This window comes from Aeribacillus sp. FSL K6-8210 (assembly GCF_037963925.1).
In the GTDB taxonomy this organism is placed as follows: Bacteria; Bacillota; Bacilli; order Bacillales; family Aeribacillaceae; genus Aeribacillus; species Aeribacillus composti.
Genome location: NZ_CP150172.1, coordinates 2,410,823 through 2,434,926 on the forward strand (window position 1 = coordinate 2,410,823; position 24,104 = coordinate 2,434,926).

Consider the following 24,104-nt stretch of genomic DNA (forward strand, 5'->3'; position numbering starts at 1 on the left):
CAAAACCAACATTTGCCTTTATATCCATATGATTATTGATGTTAAACCATTCCAATTTCATAACAAATCCTCTTCCTGCTTGATTATTTATTCTCTTTCAATTGAATAGCGCGAATAGCCACTTTTCGATCATCGAAGTCAAATTTTTTGTCCCCGATTTGTTGATATGTTTCATGGCCTTTTCCTGCAATGACGACGACATCTCCTTCTTCTGCATTGCTGATTGCAAATTGGATGGCTTCCTCTCGATCGACAATTGAATGAAAAGGTTCTCCGTCGACACCAGCTGTCATATCTTTTAATATTTGATGCGGATCTTCATTTCTAGGGTTGTCGGAAGTAAAAATTGGAATGTCCGCCCACTGAACAGCAATTTTCGCCATAAGCGGACGCTTCGTTCGATCGCGGTCTCCTCCGCAGCCAACGACTAAAATGACTTTCTTTTTGGCAAGCTCCTTCACCGTTTTCAATAAATTATCCAAGCTGTCTGGTGTGTGTGCATAGTCAATAATGACGGAAAAATTTTGTCCGCAATCTACTAACTCAAATCGGCCGCGCACACCTTCCATCGATTCGACCGCTTCGATGATCTTCTCGATCTCAACTCCTGAAACTAAAGAAGCCGCAATAGCAGCAAGAACATTATAAACGCTGAATTTCCCGACTAATTTCATTTGTACAGGAAATGTACCTTCAGGAGTAACGAGGAGAAAAGAAGTCCCGCTTGCATTCATTTTCAAATCTTTCGCCATAATCTCACATTCGTTTTCAATTCCATATGTAACGATATGGGAAGAAGTCATATGTCTGTAATAGTCAGAGGCTGGATCATCACCATTTAAAATAGAAAATTTTGGATGATTATGATCATATTTATTTCCGAGCTGAGCAAACAATAATCCTTTCGCATTTCGATATTCTTCCATTGTTTGGTGATAGTCTAAATGGTCTTGGGTGAGATTCGTAAATACTGCAACATCAAAATCACAACCGTGGACTCGTCCCATATGCAGCGCATGAGAGGAAACCTCCATACTGGCGTGGGTCACGTTCTCCTCGATCATCTTTTTAAATGTTTTTTGCAGGGTTAAGCTGTCAGGCGTTGTATTTTTTACTTCGTATTGTTGATCATTTATTTTTGTATACATTGTTCCGATTAAACCGGTTTTATAGCCGGCATTGCGAAAAATATGATCAATCAGATGAGTCGTAGTCGTTTTTCCGTTCGTGCCCGTGACACCGATGAGGTGAAGCTTATGTGTTGGCTGGTCATAAAAATAATCAGCAAGCACAGCCATTGCCCGTTTTGTATCATTTACGACAATTACCGGGATATCACCCGGCAGATGGTTCAGCGGTTTTTCTGATAACAGAGCGGCCGCGCCTTTTTTTACAGCTTCTAAAGCAAACTCATGACCGTCTACCGTAAAGCCTTTGATGCAAATAAATAAGCTTCCTTCCTTCACAGCACGCGAATCCATTTCCAATGAAGTAATCTCAGGATTCCCATTACCATAACGTTTATAATGATGTAGAGCAGTGAGAATTGCATCTAATTTCATAACGATAATCCTTTCTCAAAAAAACATTCTCCATTATTTTATCTTAGCTTAAAATGAGCGACAAGGGCTTTTCAAAAGCAGTTGTTTCAAAAAGCCCTTTTTTAGAAAATTATTCGTCTGCTGCCGCCTCGTCTCCTAATAAAATTCGTACAGTAGATCCTTCTTTTACCTTTACGCCTGCTTTTGGCGATTGTTGAACGACTACCTTGCCGTCGCCGTTTACATCAAGTTTTAAATTCACAAGCTGTTCAGCGAGCTCCTGTTTTGAGAGTCCTAAAACGTCCGGTACTGTAACAAACTTTTCATCCAGCCAAGTTTCCTTTTTTTCAATTTGCTTCGTTCTAGGCTTCACACCGAGCTGTCGGAGACTGTCTTTTATGATTGTTCCTACAATTGGCGCGGCAACAACACCGCCAAATTGCACCGTTCCCTTTGGATTATCAACGGCGACATAAACAACTATTTGAGGGTTGTCTGCAGGTGCAAAACCAATAAACGATACAATATGATTATTTGTCAAATATCCTCCGCCGGGAGCAGCTTTTTGCGCAGTCCCCGTTTTTCCTCCGACCCGATACCCTTCAACAAACGCTCCTCTTCCTGTACCTTTTGCAACAACACTTTCAAGAGCAGCGCGAATTTGTTTGGATGTTTCCTCGGAAATAACGCGTCTTTTCGCCTCAGGAGTCTTTCTTGATACAACATCTCCCGTATCCGGGTCAATCCATTCTTTTGCGATATTCGGTGTATATAAAACACCGCCGTTGATCGCGGCTGAAACAGCGGCCACTTGCTGGATCGGCGTTACAGAGACCCCTTGGCCGAACGCTGTGGTCGCAAGCTCGACAGGTCCAACCTGACTTTCTTGAAATAGAATGCCGCTTCCTTCACCTGCTAAATCAATCCCCGTTTTTTCACCAAAGCCAAATTTTTTAATATATTCAAACAAAGTCGATGTTCCCAGCCTTTGTCCAAGTTCAACAAATCCCGGGTTGCATGAATTTTGAACAACTTCAAGAAACGTCTGATCCCCATGTCCGCCTTTTTTCCAACATCTTAATGTCGCACCGGCAACTTTTACATAACCCGGGTCGTAAAAATGCTCTCTATAAAGATCAACCTTCTTTTCTTCAAGAGCGGCTGCTAACGTGATAATTTTAAATGTTGATCCAGGTTCATACGTGCTCCAGATCGACAAATTTCGGTTATAAACTTTCGGATCGACATGCTGATATTTTGTTGGATCAAATGTCGGTCTTGATGCCATGCCTAAAATTTCTCCGTTGTTCGGATTCATAGCAATGGCAATTATTCCGTCCGGATTGTATTTCGATTCGGCAATGTCCAATTCCCTTTCGATGATCGATTGAATTTTTGCATCAATCGTCAACTTTAAATTCAAGCCGTCCACAGGAGGCATATATTCCTCCACTTCATTTGGCATTCTTTTTCCTTTAGCATCAGAATAAAATTTAACATATCCTTTTTGGCCTTTCAATTGCCGATCATAATATAATTCAAGTCCGCTTAGTCCTTGGTTGTCGATCCCTGTAAAGCCTAAAACGTGCGCTAAAAGGCTGTTAAACGGATAATATCTTTTAGAATCTTCGGCAATGTAAACGCCTTTTAAATTTAAACTGCGTATTTCTTGTGCTTTTTCGTCAGATATTTTCCGCCCTTCAGGATGAACACGGACAATCATTTCTTTTTTCGTTACGTATTGATAAGCTTTTTCCGTCGGCATATTTAAGACAGAAGCAAGCTTTTGAGCCGTTTCAGCTGGATTTTCGACCTGACGGGGAATGATAAAAACGCTCGGGGCACTGACATTTGTCGAAAGCTTCTCCCCATTTCTGTCCACGATTTCTCCCCGCTTTGGTTCAAAAGGGATATTTCTGCTCCATAAATCCTTGGCAAGAGAAGTTAATTGCCCGCCTAACACAAATTGGACATATCCTAGTCTTACTTCGATCACGGCGAAAATCAAAAAACCTGCCAATAGAACGAAAACGAGCCGTTTTCTCACTGTTACATTTGAAACGCGCATATATACGATAACTCCCCTCATGTAGGTTCGCTATCAAAATATATGCCTCGTCCATTTAATATAGAACAAGCTTCAAGCGGAAGCAGGCGCCCGCTTGCCGAACCGTTTCCAGATACATTTTTTTCAAAAGCGGGCTCCTATTGTGGTACTACTTAGGCTTTTTTAATTTAATAGTCAATTGATCTCCTTTTCTAATTTCAGTGCCTGGTTTAATATTTTGTGCGTTAACATATCCGCTTCCTTCATATTTCAGCTCAAGCTCCATGATGGAACACAGCTTCATCACATCCCGCAACGACCATCCGGAAATGTTCGGCATTTTCACAGCTCCGTCCGTTAGAAGAAACACTTTTTCTCTTTGGATCACCCGTGAAGTCGCGCTTGGATATTGGGAGGTGACGGTGGCTCCGCCGCCTAGAACAATTGGTTGAATTTGCTGTTTTTCGAGCTCTTGAACGGCTTGTTGAACCTGCTGACCTTTATATTCAAGCAGTGAAACTCCGACTTCTTTTTCACTTTCAACATTTTTTTCTTCCTTCGCAGCAGCAGTCGTCGGTTCAATTTTTAAATATTCAAGACTATTTTTCATCACTGATTTAAAAATCATGGAAACAGGAGCTGAACCGGTTTCTGTCGGCTTCAACTTCGGCTGCTGAACAGCAACGTAGACAATGAGCTCTGGATTTTCTCTTGGAGCCATCCCTAAAAAGGAAAATACATAATTTTCCCGGCCCGTTAAATAACGTCCTCCTTCTCCTGCAATTTGAGCTGTCCCAGTCTTCCCGGCGATGTGATACCCCGGGATTTGAAAAGGTTTCCCTGTTCCATGTTCAGATGTCACAACAGTTTCTAAAATATCAAGCGTTTTCGCAGCAGTTTCTTTTGTGATTGGTTCGCCTTCTACCGATGGTTCCGTCTTCTTTAGCACTTGATTTGTGTCAGGGTCTACAATTTTATCGATGACATAAGGCTTCATCATCTTCCCATCGTTGGCAATAGCTGTTGCAGCTTGTACGAGCTGGATTGGTGTGAAAGCTGACGCTTGTCCAAATGCAGTCGAAATTTTATCCCTCTCCCATTTGTAATTTAATTTGCTGTTCTCTTCGTTCGGCAAATCAATACCCGTTTTCTCTAAAAACCCAAAACGATTTAAATATTGATAAAACCGATCAAGCCCAATCTTTTTATGCGCTAATATGGCAAAACCGACATTGGATGACCGCTGAACAGCTTCATCAAACGTAATGGTGCCCCATCCGACATTGTTATGATCGTATATAGGACTTGCGCCTTTTACTTTATACATCCCGGACTTATATTTTTCGTTGCCGTTATAAACCCCTTCATTAACCGCAGCAGCTAATGTAAAAATTTTCATTGTCGAACCAGGCTCAAAACGGTAAGAAACAGCGTCATTGTAAAAATTTTGAATATCCCGCTCGTTTGGATCAAAGCTTGGCCGCTGAGACATCGCTAAAATTTTCCCCGTTTTTGGGTCTGCGACAATTCCGATTATTTTCGTCGGCTGATATTGTTTTTCCGCTTCATTTAACGCATCTTCCAAAAACGTTTGAATTTTTTGGTCAATTGTTAAATAAACGTCGGCTCCGTTATTCGGCGTAACAATTTTGTCTTTGCTGTGCGGCAGCTTGTAGCCGCTTCGGTCGCTTTCATATATCACATATCCGTCTGTTTCCTGCAAATATTTATCTAAGCTTTTTTCTATCCCCAGCTGCCCGGTTGTTTTTCCCGTCTTTTCATCTCGCTTGGCGTAGCCAATCACATATGATGCAAATTTTCCGTTTGGATAAAAACGTTTTGTATCGCGAATAAAACCGATGCCGGGCAATTTAAGCTTTTCAATTTGCTGTTTTTTCGCAAAGCTGATGTTTCTTCCTTTTTCTCCGAATTCGACCTGAAATTTGTCTTTTTTCAAAATAGCTTCGATTTCTTTCTGTTTCATTCCAAGAATGGGAGCTAATTTTTCTGCCGTTTCTTCAGGATCGACAACATGATTCGGATGGTCGGGATCCGTTGTCATTTTTTCATCCAATACAGCTACTAATGTATAGGTAACAGTATCTTCAGCGAGCACGTTTCCTTTTTGATCCAATATTTGGCCGCGGCGGGCTTCAAGCATGCGCTTTTTTTCATATTTTTCTTTTGCCTTTACAGCTAGCACTTGACCATCGACAGTTCCTGTCGCTTGAATGTAGAAAAACCTCCCAAATAAGATAAAAAAGAGCAGAACAAATATTACGGATAATATTGCTGCTCCCCGATTCATATTTTTGCTTTTCTTCATCCCAATCAGTCCTGTATGCCTTTTACTTTGCTTGGATCTAATGTGAAGCCTAAGTCTTTAGCAATTTTATAAATTCTTTCAGGTCTTTTCAATTCATCGACCTGAAGGTTTAAATCACTGTTGATTTTTTCCTGATTTTCAATTTCAGCTTCGATTTTCTGCATTTCTATATTTGCTTGATACAATTTCACACTATTTGAGATAATCCAAATGGAGCATACCAGCATCAAAAATAAAAAAACAACAAATAACAGTTTCTCGCCTAATGTAATGGAGGATCTTTTTCGTTTAACAACGAGGGTTTGTTTTGCATGCTTCTTTTCTTCTTGTCGCCTTTCTTGAATTTTAACAGCTAAATTGCTCATAGAAAACCTCCTATTTTTTAATCTTTTCTGCTATACGAAGTTTAGCGGATCTCGCCCTTCGATTTTCTTCAATTTCATTTTCCGACGGCACGATCGGTTTTTTTGTTATAATTTTGATTTCTGGCAGCATTTCGTTGGGAATTATCGGTATGTTGCGCGGAATTTCTGCTTGGCTGGCAGCTTTTCTAAACGCCAGTTTGCAAATTCGATCTTCTAAAGAATGGAACGTAATAACACATATCCGCCCTTCTGGAGCTAACAGTTCAATTGCCTGACTAACCGCGCTTTCAAAAGCGGAAAGCTCGTCATTGACGGCAATTCTAATTGCTTGAAAGATGCGTTTGGCAGGATGCCCACCTTTTCTTCTAGCGGCGGAAGGAATGGCCTCTTTTATAATTTCCGTCAGCTCGCCAGTTGTTTGAATGGTCTTTTTTTTGCGGGCAAGTTCAATTTTTCGAGCTATTTGCTTTGAAAATTTTTCTTCTCCGTATTGAAAAAAAATTTTTACAAGCTTTTCATAGGGCCAGGTGTTGACAATGGTAAAAGCGGAAAGCTCTTGGTTTTGATCCATTCTCATATCAAGAGGAGCATCATATTGATAGCTGAAGCCTCGTTCCGGTGTGTCCAGCTGAGGCGAAGATACTCCCAAATCAAACAAAATCCCGTCTACTTTATGAATACCCCTAGAGAAAAGCTCTTCTTTTAAATGTTTAAAATTGCTTTTGATGATGGTTACTTTATCTTGGAAGGGCTCGAGTTTTTCCTTCGCAAAAGCAATTGCAGCTTCATCTTGGTCAAAGGCGTATAAATGTCCAGTTGTCAGCCTTTTAGCAATTTGTTCGCTATGGCCTGCCCCTCCTAATGTGCAATCAACATAAATTCCGTCCTCTTTTATTCGTAAACCTTCAATCGCTTCATCCAGCAAAACTGTCTTATGTACAAACAATATCCAGCACCTCGTTTCCAACGGAAGAAGTTTTGATCATGGATAGGATGAACATCAAATATCAAAATCAATCATGTTTTCTGCAATTTCTTCAAATGATTCTTCTTGTTCAGCCACGTATTGCTCCCAATTTTGTTTGCTCCAAATTTCTATCCGACTGGAAACGCCGATGACGACGCATTCTTTTTCCAATTTCGCGTAAGCAAGAAGTGGAGCCGCAATGTTAATCCGTCCTTGCTTGTCCATTTCACATTCAATAGCGCCGGAAAAGAAAAATCGTGTAAAAGCTCGGGCATCTTTTTTTGTTAATGGGAGAGCTTTCAGTTTCTCTTCAATCACTTTCCATTCGCTGAGGGGATATCCAAACAAGCATTGATCAAGACCTCTCGTGAGAACAAACTTCTCGCCAAGGCCTTCCCTGAATTTTGCGGGTACGATCAATCTTCCTTTTGAATCGATCGTATGTTGGTATTCTCCCATAAACATTACGATGGCCCCACTTTCATTTCTTTTCCACCACTTCCCCCCACTTTTCACCACAAATTTATTGTACTATTAATGGACATAAAAAAAAACCCTGTATGACACAGGATTTTTCAAAAAATAGTTTTATAATTTGACAATTTTATGTTTTCCATTGAAAGTATATGTCAACTGCTGCAAATCTTTTACAAAATTCGGCCCATATTTGTTTAAATAGTAATAAATATTCCATACTCTTTCTTGCCATTGATTATTCGGTTTCAGTGAATACTCAATACGCCTGAACTTTTGCAGCTCTGCTTCATATTTTGCATGTATCTTTTTTTGAACGATCCTTTCCACAAAATCTATCTGCTGTTCGATAAATTGTGCGTTTTTTCGCAATACGGGCGCTAAGCTTTGGTCGAAATCCTCTATTTTTTCTCGCAATGACCGATGAATGTCCTCAATCTCTTCTTTTGCTTTCGACACATATGCGCTGACATCAAAAGGCTCCTTTTGTTTAAACCACCTATGTTTTAACGGTTCAACCCCCTGCTTAAGAACCTCTTCTAACGGCAGGTCTAATTCTAGCAAGTCCGACTCTATGTTTCTTTCTAAAATCGTCAAATGAATTCTCGGAATAACTGGCGGCACATTCATCGAGAATAAATGAAATACCCCTTTTAATTCTGCCCAATATGCAATTTCTCCTGGTCCGGCGATAAAAGCCAAAGTCGGAAGCAAATATTCCTGCATGACCGGTCTTGTCACTACATTATTGCTGAACTTCCATGGATTCATTCTGACTTCTTCTAAAAGATCAGACAACGAAGACGTCCAATTGATTTCAGGGATCGAAAACAGATTCTTCTCTTTTTCTATGAGTAAATAGCGCTCATCTTCTATTTGATAAAACAGATTGGCGCAGTTTTCTCTCATTGTAATTGCTTGATATGGATATCCTTCTTCTTTTAAAATTTGCTGCTGCTTGACGACTTGATGATAAATGCTGTCAGTTGCCATGAGCATTTGTTCGAAATAAGATTTTTCCAATTCCCGCAATTCTTTTGATCCAGAGTTGATGAGTACAATTCCTTCATCTCCGAACATGGAGATGAGTAATCGTTCAAAAAATTCAACGTAAGTGGCAGATTGGTCAAGCTCATGATACAAAGAAGCAAGCAAATGTTTCGTATATTTCGTTTCGCCAAATGCCGCAAAAACTTCTTCCAGCCAAGTACGACAAGCGTTTTTATCAATTGATAACTCCGATATCATTGTTTTTTTTCGTTGTGTTTGCATGATCGTTTTCTTTTTCAAACGCCCTCTGTCTGCCACATAGAGATGATTAATTTCGTCAAAGTCATGATCCTCCCCCGCGATCCAAAAAACGGGAACAACAGGTATGTTCAGCTTTTTCTCTTGCTCTTTCGCCAATGCCAATATGGAAATGATTTTATGTATTGTATATAAAGGCCCTGTTAAGAGTCCAGCTTGCTGACCGCCCACAACGACGACACTATTCGGATTTTTTAATTTTAAAATATTCTCCATCATCTGTTCTGTTGCGTTCAGCCGCTTATGATATTGGATTAAAACATCCGCCAGCTCATCCCTCTTATAAGTCCTTGATAAAATATCGTCATATCTTTTTTGAAATACATCTTCTTGAAATGGATCATAATCAAAATATTTTTCAACCTCTAATCGCCGATTTATATAATTGTTCACAAAAGGATTGGATTGAGGAAGGAAGAGTTCAAACGCCTCCATATCTATTAACTTCCTTTCTTCGTTCATTATCATTACCCCGACAAGAGTATAGCATGTAATATTTTTAAACAAAAAAATTTTGCTTTTATTTATTCACATTTGATTCATTATGTACATAAACACCCCGATGATCGCCATGCTCTCAGACAGTAGAAAAAATATTAAAAAAGAACTTCTCCACATCATTTTCAATGCTTTCATCCATTTGATCTCGTCAGTTAATACGAATTGAAGTCCAGCTGTCGCCAAAAAAAGCAGCAAATATAAACAAAGCAGCCATAAAAACGATTGATGATGCCAAATAACAGAAAGCTTGATCCAAAATGAAACGGCAAAAAATACAGCAGCCACATCCACGCTCAAAAGGAAAGATTTTTTCTTACTTTTTAATAGAATACGAAAAAGAACCAAAAACAGCAGCCACGCGGCCAATGGAAACGTCACAAAAAAGGCGATAATTCCTATAACAATTCCCATCAACGTTCCTCCTGGTTTTCCAACCCTTTAATCGCATTGTACAAAAATTCCATTGTACAAGTATGAGCACCCTTTTCTTTCCCTTTTTGAATGAGATCCCCTAATATTGAATCAATTTCTGTTTTTTTATGATGTTCAATATCCGACAGCATTGATGAACGATTGTTTTTTGTCTTTATTGCAATACTTTCAATATATTCCCATAAATCATCCTTTTCATTTATTTCAAGAACATCACATACTTCGTGAAATAGCTTTTTGGCAAGCTTTGCAACATAAGGATTGCTGACGATGTGGCCATTCGGCATTCGAAATAAGGCAGTTAATGGATTAATAACTGCATTGGCGGCCAGTTTTTTCAATACAACCGGCACCCAATCCTCTTCATATTGTATCAAAAATAATGGATCAGACGTATTTAACTGATCAATAAATTCCCGCGCCCCACCGCCGTCATACGGGCTGATGCGAATTTTCCCAATACCAGTATGGTGAACGGTATTGGGGGATTTTTTTAAGGCGCCGTGCTCTACAACACCTATATACAATTCATGTTGGGCAAGCTCTTTCATTCTGCCGATATGAGTTATGCCGTTTTGAACAAATACAATCTTTTTCGGCGGCAATTGCTTTAGATTTCCAAATAATGACGGCAGACTATATTGCTTGACAGCAATAATTAATATTTCTTCTTTATATAATACATCTGCACGTGATTTTACATATGCAGTCCAAGGGTTCGGGCCTATGACATGTATCCCTTCTGTCCTTACCGAAATTGCCTGCTCTTCCGTCTTTGTATAAAGGGTAATGTCATGTTTTCGGCTAAGGTATGCCGATATTAACAAGCCTACAGCTCCTCCGCCAATTACACCGATCTTCAAGTTCTCCACCTCTCTCATATGTATCATAACAAACAAAAACTAAAAATTCTTCTTTTTCCTGAATATAATTAAAAATTTGATTATATTTGCTTTTTTATTATTTTTTCAATGTTATTTTCTCTTTATGTTTAGTATAATGTGAGTGAAAAGGCGTCTATCATTATAGCGGCAATTGGGGGAGATTCGCCATGGTAAAAGTGGAAAAATTATTAGTCAATTATAAAACTTTAGAGGAATTTAAAAAATTTAAAGAATACGGTTTACAAGAATTATCCATGCTGGAGGATTTAGAAGCAAATATTATCGAAAATAACAGCGATTCGCCCTTTTACGGGATTTACTACGGAGACAAATTAATTGCCCGGATGAGTTTATATCGGGTGGATAAAAAATATGATCAATATTTTGAGCCAAAACAGGACTATCTTGAGTTATGGAAATTGGAAGTGCTTCCTGAATACCAAAGAAAAGGGTATGGAAAAGCGCTAGTTGATTTTGCCAAATCGTTCGGCTTGCCTATAAAAACAAATCCGCGTATGAAATCGGCTGGCTTTTGGGAAAAGATGGGCTTTGTCCCTGTAAAGTATGATATGAAACGAGATCGTGGAGAAAATCCTCTCGTTTGGTATCCTAACGGTGTCACTGTCAAAGAAAAGGGCGCTCATTAAAAGGGGCTGTCCAGAAAGTCAAATCCCCATTGAAAACAAAAAATCATAAACACCGATATATCAACGTTTCTAAAACATTCATGGGGGCGTCAATAAGCCATAAAAACGACTTATTAGACACCCCCTTCAAAGTCAGAAGTCGATAGTTGATGAAACCGGCACGCTTTGTCGGTTTCATCTATTTTTAGAATCTCCCTTTTTTCATTCCTGACCGAACTGAAACGGTCTTTTTTTATGTTTCATTTTTTCTTTCTCCGCCTCTTCTTTCAATCCTGCTCGTTCCCTCACTTTTTCCATCATTTTAATAAAAGCGTAAAATTCATTTTCAATCTTCTTCAATTGTTCATGTAATTGTTCATTTTCGTTTTTAAATTCTTCTACTTTTTGTTCTAGAAAAGAGATTTTTTCACGCAAGCTTTTATTTTCTTCTTCCAACCGATTGTTCACCGGTTGGTGCTGTGTAGACTTTAAAAAAGCAATCACATCTTCGATAGTGATTTCCGATCTTCCACCTGCTTTCTCATAATGAAGCAGCTTTTTTTCGGAATTTTTCTTTTCTTTTTGCTGTCTAAATTTTTTACGTTCCTGTTTCGCAAGTTCAATGTCTGTTTCATATTTTTTTCGCAAATATGAATTCCAGCGAAAACCGCATGCAGCAGCCGTTCTTGAAAGTTTCTCCGCAACGATCTCAAAAGCCTTTAGTTGTGTTCCGCCTTCGCGAATATGCTGCAAAACAATTTCTTTCAAGAGCAGATCTTCATCCTCTGTCCATGCATCTTGCCGTGTCACCGCCATTTGTTCATCCCTCCGTTTTGATTTGACTTTTTCTTAAAAATGATTTTTTAAAAATAGAATGAGATGTAACAAATCAATTGTTGCTTCCATTCTCTTTTCTAAATTTTGTGATGCGAGCTTTTTGCCTCATCTCAACTATTTCATGCAATTTTTAATAATATATATGCCTGTAATAGAAACGATAGAAGCACAGTTTTAGTTGAAAGGAAAAAGAATGTGCTTTTTCATTGACATTTCTTCTGCTTCCTAAAAAGTTTTTTTTGAAAATCGAGGGAGAATTGAGAGATGCATTAGTAAATTTGGAAGAAGCGGTTGTTCTAATTCGGCATTCGACATTTTCTTCACATCTTTTCCCATTCCGCCAGCAGGCAGGCTGTCAAAAGAGAGGATATTTTTTAGAGTCTAGCTTGGAGGAGATTTATGCTAAAAGGACAAATCTTCTACTCATATTCGTGAAGTCGTTCGCTTAACACTAGAGGAAGGATCGTTTTCTCGGCAGCTTCATGGAACCTTAGGAATAAAGAGGATGCACAGATTTCAGAATGGATTAAGAAATTTTCAAAGATTCAAGGAAGCCTTTGTGCCAGGAGAAAAATATGTATGTATTGAAAGCTTTTTCTCGCGCTTTAATACAGAAAGCTCCAAAAACGATCAAGCCGTTCAAGCAGATCTTAAGCCGCATTTGCTTTCACAAAATGTAACGGCCTTTCCCCGACTGAATATCGAGAAAAGGCCGCAGCTAAATTGTCTACTTGACACGGTATGGTCACTTTTCATTATTTGTTTACTACTTCTCTGCCTTTGTATGTTCCGCAAGATTTGCATACGCGGTGCGCCAGCTTCATTTCTCCGCAGTTTGGACATTCTACCATACCTGGAACTTGTAATTTAAAATGTGTACGGCGCAATCTTTTTTTCGTTTTGGATGTTCTTCTAAAAGGTACTGCCATTTTTCCCACCTCCTTACAGAGCAATGCTTTAAGAATCATTTTCTTTCTTATCCAATAACTTAGCTAAGCTAGCTAATCTTGGGTCAATTTTGTTTTTTTGTTCTTCATCTTTTATTAGCTTCCAAAACTTTCCTTCTTGAGGTGCTGCTTCCTGCTTGTTTTCCTCTTCATCACTAAACACTTGAAGCGGAATTTCTAAAAGGACAAGCTCATGAATGATTGGCATTAAATCAATGACTTCTCCTTGAACAACATGTGTTTGCTCACTCGTTTCATACTCGTCGGAGCTAAACAAAAACGTTTCCGATGTGCGGATTTCAAATGGATATTTAACATCAACAAGTGTTCTTGCGCAAGGAAGCGTCATTTCGCCAGTAATTGTTAAATGAAAGATGACTTTCATAGAGCTTATATCTGCATGTCCTTGAACATGAACAGGAGTTATCTCCCGCAAATCAGGATGATTTTGGACAAGATCATATAGATCGACATCTTCATTGATTTGTAAGCCTTTTTTCTGCAGTTTATATAATTGATGAACAGACCATTTCAACATATATCACCTCAAGACAACAAAGGTTATTATAGCTTTCAAATAAGTATTTGTCAATATTTTTCCTTTACACTATAATATAGGCATTATTGCACAAATATATTGATGAATTGAAAAAGAAGGTGATGGAGTTGAAGGCGGTCGGAATTGTTGTAGAATATAACCCATTTCATAACGGTCATTTACACCATCTTGCCGAATCAAAGAAGAAAGCAAATGCTGATATTGTCATTGCAGTGATGAGCGGTCATTTCTTGCAAAGGGGAGAGCCGGCACTCGTCTCAAAATGGGCGAGAACAGAAATGGCTCTAGCAGGCGGCGCAGATCTAGTTTTTGAACTTCCGTTTGCCTTTTCATCGCAAAGCGCAGAAATTTTCGCCAGCGGCGCCGTGTCGATTTTAGATGCGCTTGGCTGTGATTCACTATGTTTCGGAAGCGAGGTCGGAAAAATTGACGCTTTTCTTGAAACATATGAACTGCTGGAGAAAAGAAGCGATGATTTCGTTCATCTTTTGAAAACAGCGCTTTCGAAAGGCAACAGTTATCCAAAGGCCGTTTCCATTGCTTTTCAAAAAATTGCTTCCGGGGAAAAAACGCTATTAGATTTAAGCAAACCCAACAATATATTAGGATTTCAATATGTCAAAGCCATTGTTCAACAAAAAAGCTCGATGAAGCCTCTTACAATCGAGAGAATTGGCGCCGGCTACCATGATGAATCATACCATCACCCGAGCATTGCCAGCGCAACAAGCATCCGAAAAAACATTGTTCATGAACAAAACTTGTCTTCCATGAAACATTATGTTCCGGAAAGTTCGTTTCGCATTTTACTGAATTATAAACAAACTTATTCAGCCTTTCACGATTGGGAGCTTTACTTTCCATTTTTAAAATATTCTATATTGTCCAAAACTTTAACAGAATTAAAAGAAATATATGAAATGGACGAAGGCTTGGAACACCGCGTTGTTCACCATATTAAAAGGGCTGCATCATTCCACCAGTTTCTATCTCTCTTGAAAACGAAAAGATACACATGGACAAGATTGCAAAGATTATGCACCTATCTTTTGACCAATACGAAAAAAGAAGAAATGGCGAGCATATTAAAAACGAAAAAAGCCCCGTATATTCGTTTGCTCGGAATGTCAGGGCGGGGGCAAAGCTATTTGCAAGCTGTTAAAAAACAGTTGGAGCTGCCGCTTATTTCTAAAGTTTCGTCCTATTCTTCAGATGTATTGGAAATGGATCTCAGAGCGACAAATGTTTATGCGCTCATCCTCAACGAACCTGCCGCAACCGAGTTTATGAAGCTCGAGTATACAATGCCTCCTATACGTTACGGGCTTCCTTAACCGGAAGTCCTCATTGTTTCTAAATAATGGACGGCATCATCAAATGTATCCACCGGTATGATTTTCATATCAGAATGAATGGAGTCTCGTGTCTTCAGCGCTTCTTCATAATCGGAGCCTCTCTTGCCGTTTTCGTTAGGGGCAAAAAATATATCAATCCCAGCACGGTCTGCTGCTATCACTTTTTGTGAAATGCCGCCGATCGGACCTATCTCCCCTTTTTCATTAATCGTTCCTGTTCCAGCAATTTCTAATCCTTTTGTTAAATCCGTTTCCGTCAGCTGATCGTAAATTTCAAGAGCCATCATCAGACCTGCTGAAGGACCGCCGATATCTTTTGTATTGATAGTAATACCTGGTGAAGTCGTCAATTTTTTATCCGTCACGACGCCAACACCGAGACCCGTTTTATTAGGATAACCAGGAATTTGGACAAGTTCTACTGATGTTTCAATTATTTTTCCATCTCTGTTTATTTTTAGTGATATATGATCGCCTTTTTTCTTCCCTTTTAAATAATCAGTGAATTGCTCTGAAGTTTTTATTTTCATTCCATCGGCTTCGACGATTCGGTCGCCAACTTTTAATTTTTCCCTTGCCGGTACTTCTTTCATAACCTCCAATACTGTAACGCCATTATTTTGAATAGTAATTTTTTTGCCGGCTTCTTTATAGGCGATGGTAATCGCAGCTTTTTGTGAAGCTTCCATTATATGTATTTGACGTTTTATATATTCCTCATCAGATTCATCTTCTTGGCGGACATGTTGAATCGGCATAATCTCATAATCATTCTGCATTTTCGCCCATAAATACGTAAATAATGTTGCTCTCCCGAAACGGACTGTTGTTAACGAAAAGCTGCCCTCTTCCTTATATCCGTTTTCAACATGAATCATATTGGATAAATCATTGACCAATCCCGGTTTTGTAATATAATAAGGGAGCTTGATGAAGGAACCGGAGAGTGCGACAATGATGCTGATGATAAGAGAAATAATAATGCGTTTACTTTTCATGATTGGTCTCCTTCCATTGGTTGATCTTATTCTTGATCTCATCAATATGTTTCGTTGCTTCCTCTTCACCAAGTTTAATAATTTCATCAATTTTCGTAAACGCTCCGCTGTGAAAATGTTCAACACGCGGGCAGATCACTACATCTGATGTTATTCGATGCTGCGCTAACTCATTTTGCATAATGTCTAAACTCCGCATAATGACATCAAAAATGGACTGAATGCGAGCTTCTTTTTTGACATGTGATACATCGACCGCTATTACGATATCAGCCCCCATTTCTTTCACCGCTGAAACGGGAACCCGTTCAATCACTCCTCCGTCAACTAATAACGAGCCGTTATAAGAAAAAGGAACAAAAATTCCCGGAATCGAAATGCTTGCCCGAACGGCATCCGCAACAGGACCTTTTCGAAAAACAACTTTTTTCCCTTCATTTAAATCGGTTGCAACGACCGCTAAAGGAATCGGCAAATCTTCTATATTTTGATTTCGGGTAAAAATTCGAATTAACTGTTTAATGCGGTCTCCTTGAATAAACCCCATTTTTGGAACGGTCACATCGATAAAATATTTTCGTTTAAATGCTGCCGCCAATTTATACATTTGTTCAACAGTTAAACCTGAGGCATAAAAGCTTCCTACAAGGGCCCCCATGCTCGAACCGGAAATCATATCAATCGGTATTTCATGCTGCTTCAACACTTTCAAAACACCCAGATGAGCAAACCCTCTAGCTCCCCCGGAACCTAACGCCACACCAATTGTTGGATGTTTCGGCATAAACGGAGCCCCCTTTCATGAATTTGTTATTCATCATATGGTCTAAAATGCCACCCTATTCACGTATATTGAATTATAGGTTGTACGAAAACCTCTTATTCATTCTATCATGTCAGCTTATACGTGTGCAGTTTTCAATAGGGGGCATAACAATTGAAAGAGGCAAAAATTAAAACTGCTTTATACGCAACCGTTATTTTCTTTATCACCTGCACGATTATTTTTTTTCCTGACGCCTCACTTGAGGCATCAAAGCGGGGATTACATATGTGGTGGAACATTGTTTTTCCTTCCTTGCTGCCTTTTTTTATTGTCTCGGAAATTCTTATATCAATCGGTGTGATCCGTTTTATCGGCGTGTTTTTAGAACCGCTTATGCGGCCCGTTTTTAAAGTTCCAGGAGCAGGGGGATTCGTTTGGGCAATGGGGATGGCTTCCGGATTTCCCGCCGGGGCAAAATTGACTGCAAGATTAAGACAAGAAAACCAGATCTCAAGACATGAAGCGGAAAGGCTTGTGTCTTTTTCCAACTCTTCAAATCCTCTATTTATTTTCGGAGCTGTGTCAATAGGTTTTTTTCAAGATAAAAATCTCGGATTGCTGCTGGCCGTTTCGCATTATTTAGGAAATGTTTTCGTCGGGCTAACGATGAGATTTTGGGGAAAAGATGAAAAAAAGCTGCAAAAGGAAACAGTACATTCGAAGCCATCATTTAAAAAAGCGTTTCAGCTTATGCACGAAATGAGAATGCAAAATGAAAAACCTCTTGGAAAAATGCTCGGGGATGCCGTTCTCAATTCTGTCCAAACGCTGCTCGTCATCGGGGGCTTTATCATTTTGTTTTCGGTATTAAATCAAATTTTAAGCATCGTTCATGTGGCGGACATAGCAGCAACTTTCATATCGTCTTTGTTTATTCTTGTTCATATACCGACTGAGCTTTCCGTTCCGTTTTTTTCCGGACTGTTTGAAATAACATTAGGCAGCCAGCTTACAAGCCAGGCACAAGCCGCCATGCTGGATAAGGTGATCATCACAAGCTTTATATTGGCATTCAGCGGCTTCTCCGTTCAAGCACAAGTGGCAAGCATTTTAGCAGAAACAGACATCCGCTTTAAGCCTTTTTTCTTTGCCCGCATTATGCAAGGTATTTTTTCAAGCCTCTCTGCTTTGATCTTATTCAAGCCTTTATATATCGATCTATTATCAAAGAATGAAGGTTATGCACCAGCATTTATATTTGAAAAAACTCCAAGCTTTCTCACGGAGTATTGGCTGCTCCTTTCCAAAGTCGGCCCCGTTATCACGATTTGCACGCTCATTGTGTATATTTTGATTTACTACTTTCGTTTAAGAAATAAAAGTGGCACATAAGAAAAGGTTCGGAAACCAAAATTTTCCGAACCTCAAAAAATTATTTTTTATACATATGCTCATATTTTTTCTTTAATGCTTCTTCCACTTCATACGGTACAAGCTCAGAAACTTTTCCGCCGTATTTAGCGACTTCTTTAACAATACTTGAACTTAAAAACGAATACTGATTGTTTGTCATCATAAAAAAAGTTTCTATATTTTCATCCAGCACTCTGTTCACTGAAGTGATTTGCATTTCATATTCAAAATCAGAAACAGCCCGAAGGCCTCTCAATATAGCATTCGCATTTTTGCTTCTCGCATAATCAACGAGCAGCCCTTGAAAGGATTCAATGTATACGTTCGGTAAGTTGCCCGTTACCTTTCTCAGCAGCTCACATCTTTCTTCTACAGTAAATAGCGGCTTTTTTGAAGAATTGTTTAAAACGCAAACATACACTTTTTCAAATACATTTGCCCCCCGCTTTATGATGTCTAAATGTCCATATGTAACGGGATCAAAGCTTCCCGGACAGACTGCAATGCTTGCCAAAATAAATACCCCCATCCGACTTCAAACATTTTGATACAAAGATACACTTGTTATACCATATCGCTCAGACTTCGTTTTTGCAAGTGATAAAACTTGGTCTGGCAATGTTACTTCATAGCTATGCTCGCACACAACGACACCATCCGTTGACAACAAAGACTGCTCATGAATTACCTTTAGAATAGATTCTAATTTTTGTTTTTTATAAGGCGGATCCAGAAATATGATCCGAAACTTCAGCCCGCGTTTGCTGACAGCTTTTAACGCTTGATCAGCGCTGGTGCGATATACTTCAGAACAGTCGTTTAACTTTAAATTTTCTAAATTCTCTCGAATCGTTTGAATCGCTTTCATATCTTTATCAATAAAAATAGAGCATTCTATCCCTCTTGATAAAGCTTCTATTCCAAGACTGCCGCTGCCGGCAAACAAATCTAAAGCAAGTCCCCCTTCAAAATATGGTCCGATCATGTTAAATATTGCTTCTTTTACTTTATCTGTCGTCGGTCTTGTCGTCTTTCCAGGAACCGATTTTAATGCTCGTCCTTTTAATGCACCGGAAACCACTCTCATACCATTCACCACAACTTGACAAAATTCCTTTTGGCTCGGAATAATATTAACATAGAAAATGTAAGATCATCAATTAAATTTGACAGCTGTTTTTTTGCAGAAGCGAGTATAATTTTTTGCCAATTGACCATAATGAAAGTGACAACATCAGTTGTGATGGTGTTGTTGCCAACCGCGGAGAAGACTTACGTTTCCCCATAAGTTCTTCCTCCGGTTTCTCCTCTCCCTTTCCCTTCTGCTTTGAAGATTTGGCTTCAAAGCTAGGAAGGATCCTGCAGATCCAATCTGCAGGCTTTTTTTTATTCTTTCAATTCTTCCATTTTCATGATACATTTATTTACGGACAAAAGCGCAATACATTTAGCTTATGAATTTAGCAACCAAATACCCATTGGAGGAAGGATAAAAATGATCCAGCGATTTATTGAACTAGGAGAAGGATATTCAGATATATACGAATTATTGGAAATCGCAAAAAGAAATCAAGACCGGATTTCGCACTTTCTAGTCCTTTATACAGTAAAAAATGGAAAAGAGGTTTGTTCGTTCGTCATTGTGTTAAAACCGACGGAGATAGGTGATTTCCAGCCTCTTTATATTTGCCGGGAAGGGATCCCAAATCCGCAGAAAAAAACGAACAAACGATTTGAACTTTTTCAACAGGCTGCCGAAACATATGGTCATGAGCTGATCGAGCTTGTTGTAAAGCCTTCAGACCAATTTTCTGATGTTGAATTGTATTACCAGCATTTAATCGGCATATTGCGGATGAACCGATACATACCTTCTTTACAATAGTAGGACAGCCTAAATTCTCGGCTGTCCTATTTATAATCCAATTTTATAATCATATTCTTTTGCTTTATCCACTTTTGATTCAAATTCAATTTTTAAAAGCGGCCTGTAAGAAGGTTCGACCCTTTTTACGAAAGAAAATGATGCAATGGTGTCCATTATTTCGTCTATTTGTTCTCTATCACAATAAAGAACAACATATTTCATTTTTTTTGAAACATAATGAATGTTTCCAAATTTCCGCAAACTTTTTACATATTTTAAAGAATGCAGCCAAACAATAATTCCTTGTCTTTTTTCAAACATCCCGATTCTCCTTTTCCTTTGCTTCTAAACCCGTTTAAGCTGAACAGCCGCATGCTCCGCCTGATGCGCATCCACAGCTAGGCATCATTTCAAAATAAGGGTTTCCAGTAGGAACTTTAATGGCTGTTGAAACAGCTCGTCCGATATACATGCTGATTTCATCGAGAAGTTTTTGAATTTCTTTTTCCGCTTTTTTAAATGCAGCGACTTTATCATTTAAATCAAGTTCTCTTTTAATTTCCCTCATTTCGCTTTTAATTCGATTATAATCAGGATGATATTTGCCAAATCTCATGACATCTTCGTATTGCTCTTTTATTTTGACAAATTTTTGAATGATTGTTTGAGCTTCTTGATCATTTTGCAAATTATATAATGAACGCCGATATTCGATCGCAAGTTCTGATTCTGTTATCATTTTTGCTAAAGCTTCCGCTTCATCTAAAAGCAGAACGCTTTCCATTGACGTAACCATTAAGATCACACCTCCAATATTGATTGTAGCACGAACATCATCTTATTTACAACGCCTGCGTTTCTCATATATTTACAATCCATTCTTTTTTCAATTGATAGCTGGTTGAATCATTATATACTAATTCCAGGTTGATTGTGTGCCGCCCTTTAGACAATCCTTTTATTATAAATGCAGCAGAATAAATATCACTTTTTTTCTTTCCATCAATATATAATACGATATGACCTTCTCCTTCTTTTTTCGTGTTCCGTTCACCGTTAAATGTAAAATCAGGCACATAGCATTCTACATAAACGTTGTTTCCTTCTACATGATGACGAACTTGAAATTTTCTTATTTGGCTGTTCATCGTTTCAACGGCATTTCTGTCGGATTCATGAATTTCTGTCGGAACGATGCTGTCTTTTTTATTTCCTTCCGGTACCGGTTTTTCTGGGGAACAAGCCGCCATAACCGTGAGAAGCGTCAGCATTGCGAGCCATTTCATTTGCATAATCATTGATGCCTCCTTTTTCATATATTTTCAACACTTTATGTAAAAACATGTGCTTAAAATAAAAAAGACGCTGACGCGTCATTCACAAATTCGGAAGCTGCTGAATGCGGAATACAAACAAAAACCCGTTTTTTTCATTCCATTAGGAAAAATGATTACTTTCGTACAAACACATTTGAACCGTTAATTTTCGCGAAATGCTTGCAGCATCGCCAGCATCATCGACATCATTTGAATAGAATTCGAAAATTTTTCTATTTTATGCGGCAGAGTTAGATAATAGTCATTTGCCATGCTAATTTCCATTTTCTCAAGAAATTCAGGATGTCTAGTCAAGGTGCGGTACCAATATGGCTTTTCGCGAATGTATTGCTTTAAAAGGGGATTTTGTTGAATATATAAATACAAGTCCTTTCTCATTGTTATTAATCCTTTCTAAACGATAAGGGATGCGAATGATTCGGATCTGATTTGCGGCTGCTCTCGATCTCTTTTAAAAGATTTTGAATGGTTGAAATCGCATCATTCATTTTATATAAATGTTCGTTTACCGTCTCCACATCTAAATGCTGAAAAGTTTGTAAAATATTTTTCAGAAAATCACCTTGTTGATGTTTACGGCTTTTCATACTGTTTGATCGGTATTTATTCCACAAAGGATCTTCCTCACCTAAAAGCTGCCAATCTTCATAAATCTCCTTCCATGTTTTCTTTTCTTTGCGGACTTCTTCTATTAATTTTGGATGTTTTTTAATAAATTGTTTAAACAATTCGAGTTTTGATAACGATTTTGTTTTCATGCGATCACCTCATAAACGTTTTTCTTATATTTAATATATCGATAACGGAAAAATTGGTGATAAAATGAAAAAGCGAGCCTCTTCATTTGGCCCGCTTTGCAATAAAATTTTGCGTATAAAATTTTTCATACACTCCTACCCCTATATGTGTGAACCGTTCATCAAGAAGCGTTTTTCGGTGTCCTTCACTATTCAGCCAGCCTTCGACCGCGTCAATTCCATCCATATATCCATGCGCAATATTTTCACCAGCCATTTCAAAATGAACCCCAGCAGATGTCAAACGATCGGAAAGAGAGCCTCTATTAGGCGAAACGTGAGAAAAATATCCTTTTTCACTCATTTCCTTGCTGTGAGAATAGGCGACTTTCGCTGTGCTTTCTTCCTGCTTAAGAGGACTTAAACCATTTATTGTTCGTATTACATTCGTTATGTCAACAATTTGTTGTTCTTCCCCGTACTCAATTTTCCGCTGCTCTTCCTCTGTTATAGGCTCTGCCGCTAAAAGCTCGCCTCTATATACAACTTCATATGGACGCTGTTTTACTAATGTTTGAACATCAAAAGCTCTAATGCTCGATAACGTTCCAGTGAATTTATCCATATACAACTGAACATAAAGATCATCATTCAAACGGACTGTCGGCCTGACATTCAGGTCATCTTCCGACAGCTCGAACCGATATGAGTTTAAACCAATATCTGCTGTGACAAATGAATTGGGAGCGACAATATGAAATACTTGGGTAGACGGCTGGCCAATTTGAAACGGATCTACATTTACTTCTTTTCCAATAGCAAAAACTGTAACGACCTTTCCGTTTAAAACACCGAATTGCTTGTATTGCTGCAAATCATCTCGGTATATCCACCATTCATAATCGTATCTTGATGGATCAATCCGATCAGGTTTGCCAAAGGTTTTTAGTACTTCTTTGGAAGATCTTCCGACAAATGAGATAACTCCTTCCCCCACTTTTATTTCTTTGTCCGTTTTCTCTTGAAAATTTTGCTGTTCCGGAGGCAGTACTGGTTCCTTTTGAAAGGTGACATATACGATATATGTTAATGTAATAATTACAAATATCAATATAATTCTTGTAACTCTTTTCAGTTCAATTCCCCTCTTCTTTCTTTGTTTCTTATATATTCTGTTTTAAGTCATTTTAATCAAAAATGGGGAAATTTTGCAAACATTTCATGAAAAATTCACTTCTCTCATTTTTAATGGTGTAGTTTTTGTCTTTTCATCATGTAAAACAACGTTCTGTTATAATGCCAACAACCTTTCCATCCTCAACAACCGGCAAATGATGAATATGATGAGCTGCAAGCATCTCAGCTGCGTCTTCTGCTGATGCATCAGGAGTGATCGTTACAACATCGCCGTTCATTACATCCGTAATTTTCGTAGAACCAGGACGTTTTTCTGCAATTCCTTTTGTCACAAGATCACGATCGGTTATGATTCCTGCTAATTGATCATTTTCAACGATTAAAACGGCATCAGCATTTGACTCTTTCATTTTCACAGCCGCTTCAAACACATTATCTAACGGTGTGCAAAAAATACAATTTGTTAACATAATTTCCTTTACCTTTTTCAATGAGGACACCTCTTATGCTTTTTGATCTATTATGGGAAATTTCGATTTTCTTTATTCGCTCTCCATTTGAATACCGAATTTTATTTGAACATTGTGTAAATGCTATATATATAACATTGCATGTTTTAATTATTCATACTATTATTAAACAGTAGAGAGAAATCAATTTTTTGTTCGAAGCGCTTAGGA

General features: G+C 38.5%; 27 protein-coding genes. 4 read left to right on the forward strand and 23 right to left on the reverse strand.

Going from position 1 to position 24,104, the window contains the following annotated elements; all coding sequences use genetic code 11:
- Positions 1-83 precede the first annotated feature (83 nt).
- From NSQ41_RS11515 to NSQ41_RS11555, 9 genes are all read right to left on the reverse strand, one after another.
- A complete protein-coding gene (locus NSQ41_RS11515) occupies positions 84-1,562 on the reverse strand; it encodes a UDP-N-acetylmuramoyl-L-alanyl-D-glutamate--2,6-diaminopimelate ligase (RefSeq protein WP_327856264.1) in 1,479 nt (492 codons plus the stop codon).
- A 109-nt stretch (positions 1,563-1,671) separates the two neighbouring features.
- Positions 1,672-3,609, reverse strand: a complete 1,938-nt coding sequence (locus tag NSQ41_RS11520) for a stage V sporulation protein D (RefSeq protein ID WP_339209978.1) — start codon at positions 3,607-3,609, stop codon at positions 1,672-1,674.
- Positions 3,610-3,757: 148 nt separating this feature from the next.
- The gene (locus NSQ41_RS11525) at positions 3,758-5,914 is read right to left on the reverse strand and encodes a penicillin-binding protein (protein WP_339209981.1); all 2,157 of its coding nucleotides are present in this window, start codon (positions 5,912-5,914) and stop codon (positions 3,758-3,760) included.
- A gap of 5 nt (positions 5,915-5,919) precedes the next feature.
- Positions 5,920-6,279 carry a cell division protein FtsL gene (gene ftsL, locus NSQ41_RS11530; protein WP_063388501.1) on the reverse strand — a complete coding sequence of 120 codons (360 nt, stop codon included), beginning with the start codon at positions 6,277-6,279 and terminating at the stop codon, positions 5,920-5,922.
- Positions 6,280-6,289: 10 nt separating this feature from the next.
- On the reverse strand, positions 6,290-7,225 hold the full coding sequence (gene rsmH, locus NSQ41_RS11535) for a 16S rRNA (cytosine(1402)-N(4))-methyltransferase RsmH (protein WP_063388502.1): 936 nt from the start codon (positions 7,223-7,225) through the stop codon (positions 6,290-6,292).
- Between the two features lie 54 nt (positions 7,226-7,279).
- Positions 7,280-7,711 carry a division/cell wall cluster transcriptional repressor MraZ gene (mraZ, locus tag NSQ41_RS11540; RefSeq protein WP_063388503.1) on the reverse strand — a complete coding sequence of 144 codons (432 nt, stop codon included), beginning with the start codon at positions 7,709-7,711 and terminating at the stop codon, positions 7,280-7,282.
- Between the two features lie 123 nt (positions 7,712-7,834).
- Positions 7,835-9,490: a bacillithiol biosynthesis cysteine-adding enzyme BshC gene (bshC, locus tag NSQ41_RS11545; protein ID WP_339209982.1), complete on the reverse strand. Its 1,656-nt coding sequence runs from the start codon at positions 9,488-9,490 to the stop codon at positions 7,835-7,837.
- Between the two features lie 66 nt (positions 9,491-9,556).
- The gene (locus tag NSQ41_RS11550) at positions 9,557-9,940 is read right to left on the reverse strand and encodes a DUF3397 family protein (RefSeq protein ID WP_339209983.1); all 384 of its coding nucleotides are present in this window, start codon (positions 9,938-9,940) and stop codon (positions 9,557-9,559) included.
- A complete protein-coding gene (locus NSQ41_RS11555; RefSeq protein ID WP_339196661.1) occupies positions 9,940-10,824 on the reverse strand; it encodes a 2-dehydropantoate 2-reductase in 885 nt (294 codons plus the stop codon). Before NSQ41_RS11555 ends, NSQ41_RS11550 begins: the two co-directional genes overlap by 1 nt.
- A gap of 188 nt (positions 10,825-11,012) precedes the next feature.
- Between NSQ41_RS11555 and NSQ41_RS11560 the strand changes: the two genes are divergently transcribed.
- A complete protein-coding gene (locus tag NSQ41_RS11560) occupies positions 11,013-11,492 on the forward strand; it encodes an N-acetyltransferase (RefSeq protein WP_063388507.1) in 480 nt (159 codons plus the stop codon).
- Between the two features lie 201 nt (positions 11,493-11,693).
- Here NSQ41_RS11560 and NSQ41_RS11565 read toward each other — a convergent pair whose 3' ends face one another.
- From NSQ41_RS11565 to NSQ41_RS11575, 3 genes are all read right to left on the reverse strand, one after another.
- Positions 11,694-12,287, reverse strand: a complete 594-nt coding sequence (locus NSQ41_RS11565) for an RsfA family transcriptional regulator (RefSeq protein WP_339196664.1) — start codon at positions 12,285-12,287, stop codon at positions 11,694-11,696.
- Positions 12,288-13,063: 776 nt separating this feature from the next.
- Positions 13,064-13,237 carry a 50S ribosomal protein L32 gene (gene rpmF, locus NSQ41_RS11570; protein WP_063388509.1) on the reverse strand — a complete coding sequence of 58 codons (174 nt, stop codon included), beginning with the start codon at positions 13,235-13,237 and terminating at the stop codon, positions 13,064-13,066.
- A 28-nt stretch (positions 13,238-13,265) separates the two neighbouring features.
- A complete protein-coding gene (locus tag NSQ41_RS11575) occupies positions 13,266-13,790 on the reverse strand; it encodes a YceD family protein (protein WP_339209984.1) in 525 nt (174 codons plus the stop codon).
- 131 nt (positions 13,791-13,921) lie between these two features.
- On the opposite strand from NSQ41_RS11575, the gene NSQ41_RS11580 reads away from it, so the two are divergent.
- Positions 13,922-15,148 carry a nucleotidyltransferase gene (locus tag NSQ41_RS11580; RefSeq protein WP_339209985.1) on the forward strand — a complete coding sequence of 409 codons (1,227 nt, stop codon included), beginning with the start codon at positions 13,922-13,924 and terminating at the stop codon, positions 15,146-15,148.
- Here NSQ41_RS11580 and NSQ41_RS11585 read toward each other — a convergent pair.
- Positions 15,145-16,167, reverse strand: a complete 1,023-nt coding sequence (locus NSQ41_RS11585) for a SepM family pheromone-processing serine protease (protein WP_339209987.1) — start codon at positions 16,165-16,167, stop codon at positions 15,145-15,147. The genes NSQ41_RS11580 and NSQ41_RS11585 overlap by 4 nt on opposite strands.
- Positions 16,157-16,951, reverse strand: a complete 795-nt coding sequence (locus tag NSQ41_RS11590; protein ID WP_063388513.1) for a patatin-like phospholipase family protein — start codon at positions 16,949-16,951, stop codon at positions 16,157-16,159. The genes NSQ41_RS11585 and NSQ41_RS11590 overlap by 11 nt, the downstream gene beginning before the upstream one ends.
- A 153-nt stretch (positions 16,952-17,104) precedes the next feature.
- Here NSQ41_RS11590 and ylbJ point away from each other — a divergent pair, with 153 nt between their 5' ends.
- Positions 17,105-18,325, forward strand: coding sequence for a sporulation integral membrane protein YlbJ (ylbJ, locus tag NSQ41_RS11595; protein WP_339209989.1), 1,221 nt, complete (start codon positions 17,105-17,107; stop codon positions 18,323-18,325).
- 40 nt (positions 18,326-18,365) lie between these two features.
- On the opposite strand, the gene coaD is transcribed toward ylbJ, so the two are convergent.
- The gene (coaD, locus tag NSQ41_RS11600; protein WP_063388514.1) at positions 18,366-18,860 is read right to left on the reverse strand and encodes a pantetheine-phosphate adenylyltransferase; all 495 of its coding nucleotides are present in this window, start codon (positions 18,858-18,860) and stop codon (positions 18,366-18,368) included.
- Positions 18,861-18,881: 21 nt separating this feature from the next.
- Positions 18,882-19,433, reverse strand: a complete 552-nt coding sequence (gene rsmD / locus NSQ41_RS11605; RefSeq protein WP_066251986.1) for a 16S rRNA (guanine(966)-N(2))-methyltransferase RsmD — start codon at positions 19,431-19,433, stop codon at positions 18,882-18,884.
- 408 nt (positions 19,434-19,841) lie between these two features.
- On the opposite strand from rsmD, the gene NSQ41_RS11610 reads away from it, so the two are divergent.
- A complete protein-coding gene (locus NSQ41_RS11610; protein ID WP_130156241.1) occupies positions 19,842-20,231 on the forward strand; it encodes a methylthioribose kinase in 390 nt (129 codons plus the stop codon).
- 30 nt (positions 20,232-20,261) lie between these two features.
- Here NSQ41_RS11610 and NSQ41_RS11615 read toward each other — a convergent pair whose 3' ends face one another.
- The 7 genes from NSQ41_RS11615 to NSQ41_RS11645 form a co-directional block, all read right to left on the reverse strand.
- Positions 20,262-20,534: a YlbG family protein gene (locus tag NSQ41_RS11615; protein WP_063388517.1), complete on the reverse strand. Its 273-nt coding sequence runs from the start codon at positions 20,532-20,534 to the stop codon at positions 20,262-20,264.
- A 34-nt stretch (positions 20,535-20,568) separates the two neighbouring features.
- Complete coding sequence (locus tag NSQ41_RS11620) at positions 20,569-21,009, reverse strand: YlbF family regulator (RefSeq protein WP_063388518.1); 441 nt, start codon at positions 21,007-21,009, stop codon at positions 20,569-20,571.
- A 64-nt stretch (positions 21,010-21,073) separates the two neighbouring features.
- A complete protein-coding gene (locus NSQ41_RS11625) occupies positions 21,074-21,511 on the reverse strand; it encodes a hypothetical protein (protein ID WP_339196671.1) in 438 nt (145 codons plus the stop codon).
- A gap of 180 nt (positions 21,512-21,691) precedes the next feature.
- Positions 21,692-21,928, reverse strand: a complete 237-nt coding sequence (locus NSQ41_RS11630; protein WP_063388520.1) for a YlbE-like family protein — start codon at positions 21,926-21,928, stop codon at positions 21,692-21,694.
- A 5-nt stretch (positions 21,929-21,933) separates the two neighbouring features.
- Entirely contained in the window at positions 21,934-22,308 is a 375-nt protein-coding gene (ylbD, locus tag NSQ41_RS11635; protein ID WP_063388521.1) for a spore coat protein YlbD, read from the reverse strand.
- Between the two features lie 82 nt (positions 22,309-22,390).
- Positions 22,391-23,422, reverse strand: a complete 1,032-nt coding sequence (locus tag NSQ41_RS11640; RefSeq protein ID WP_339211620.1) for a CAP-associated domain-containing protein — start codon at positions 23,420-23,422, stop codon at positions 22,391-22,393.
- Positions 23,423-23,558: 136 nt separating this feature from the next.
- Entirely contained in the window at positions 23,559-23,915 is a 357-nt protein-coding gene (locus NSQ41_RS11645) for a CBS domain-containing protein (RefSeq protein WP_339209991.1), read from the reverse strand.
- Between the last annotated feature and the right edge of the window lie 189 nt (positions 23,916-24,104).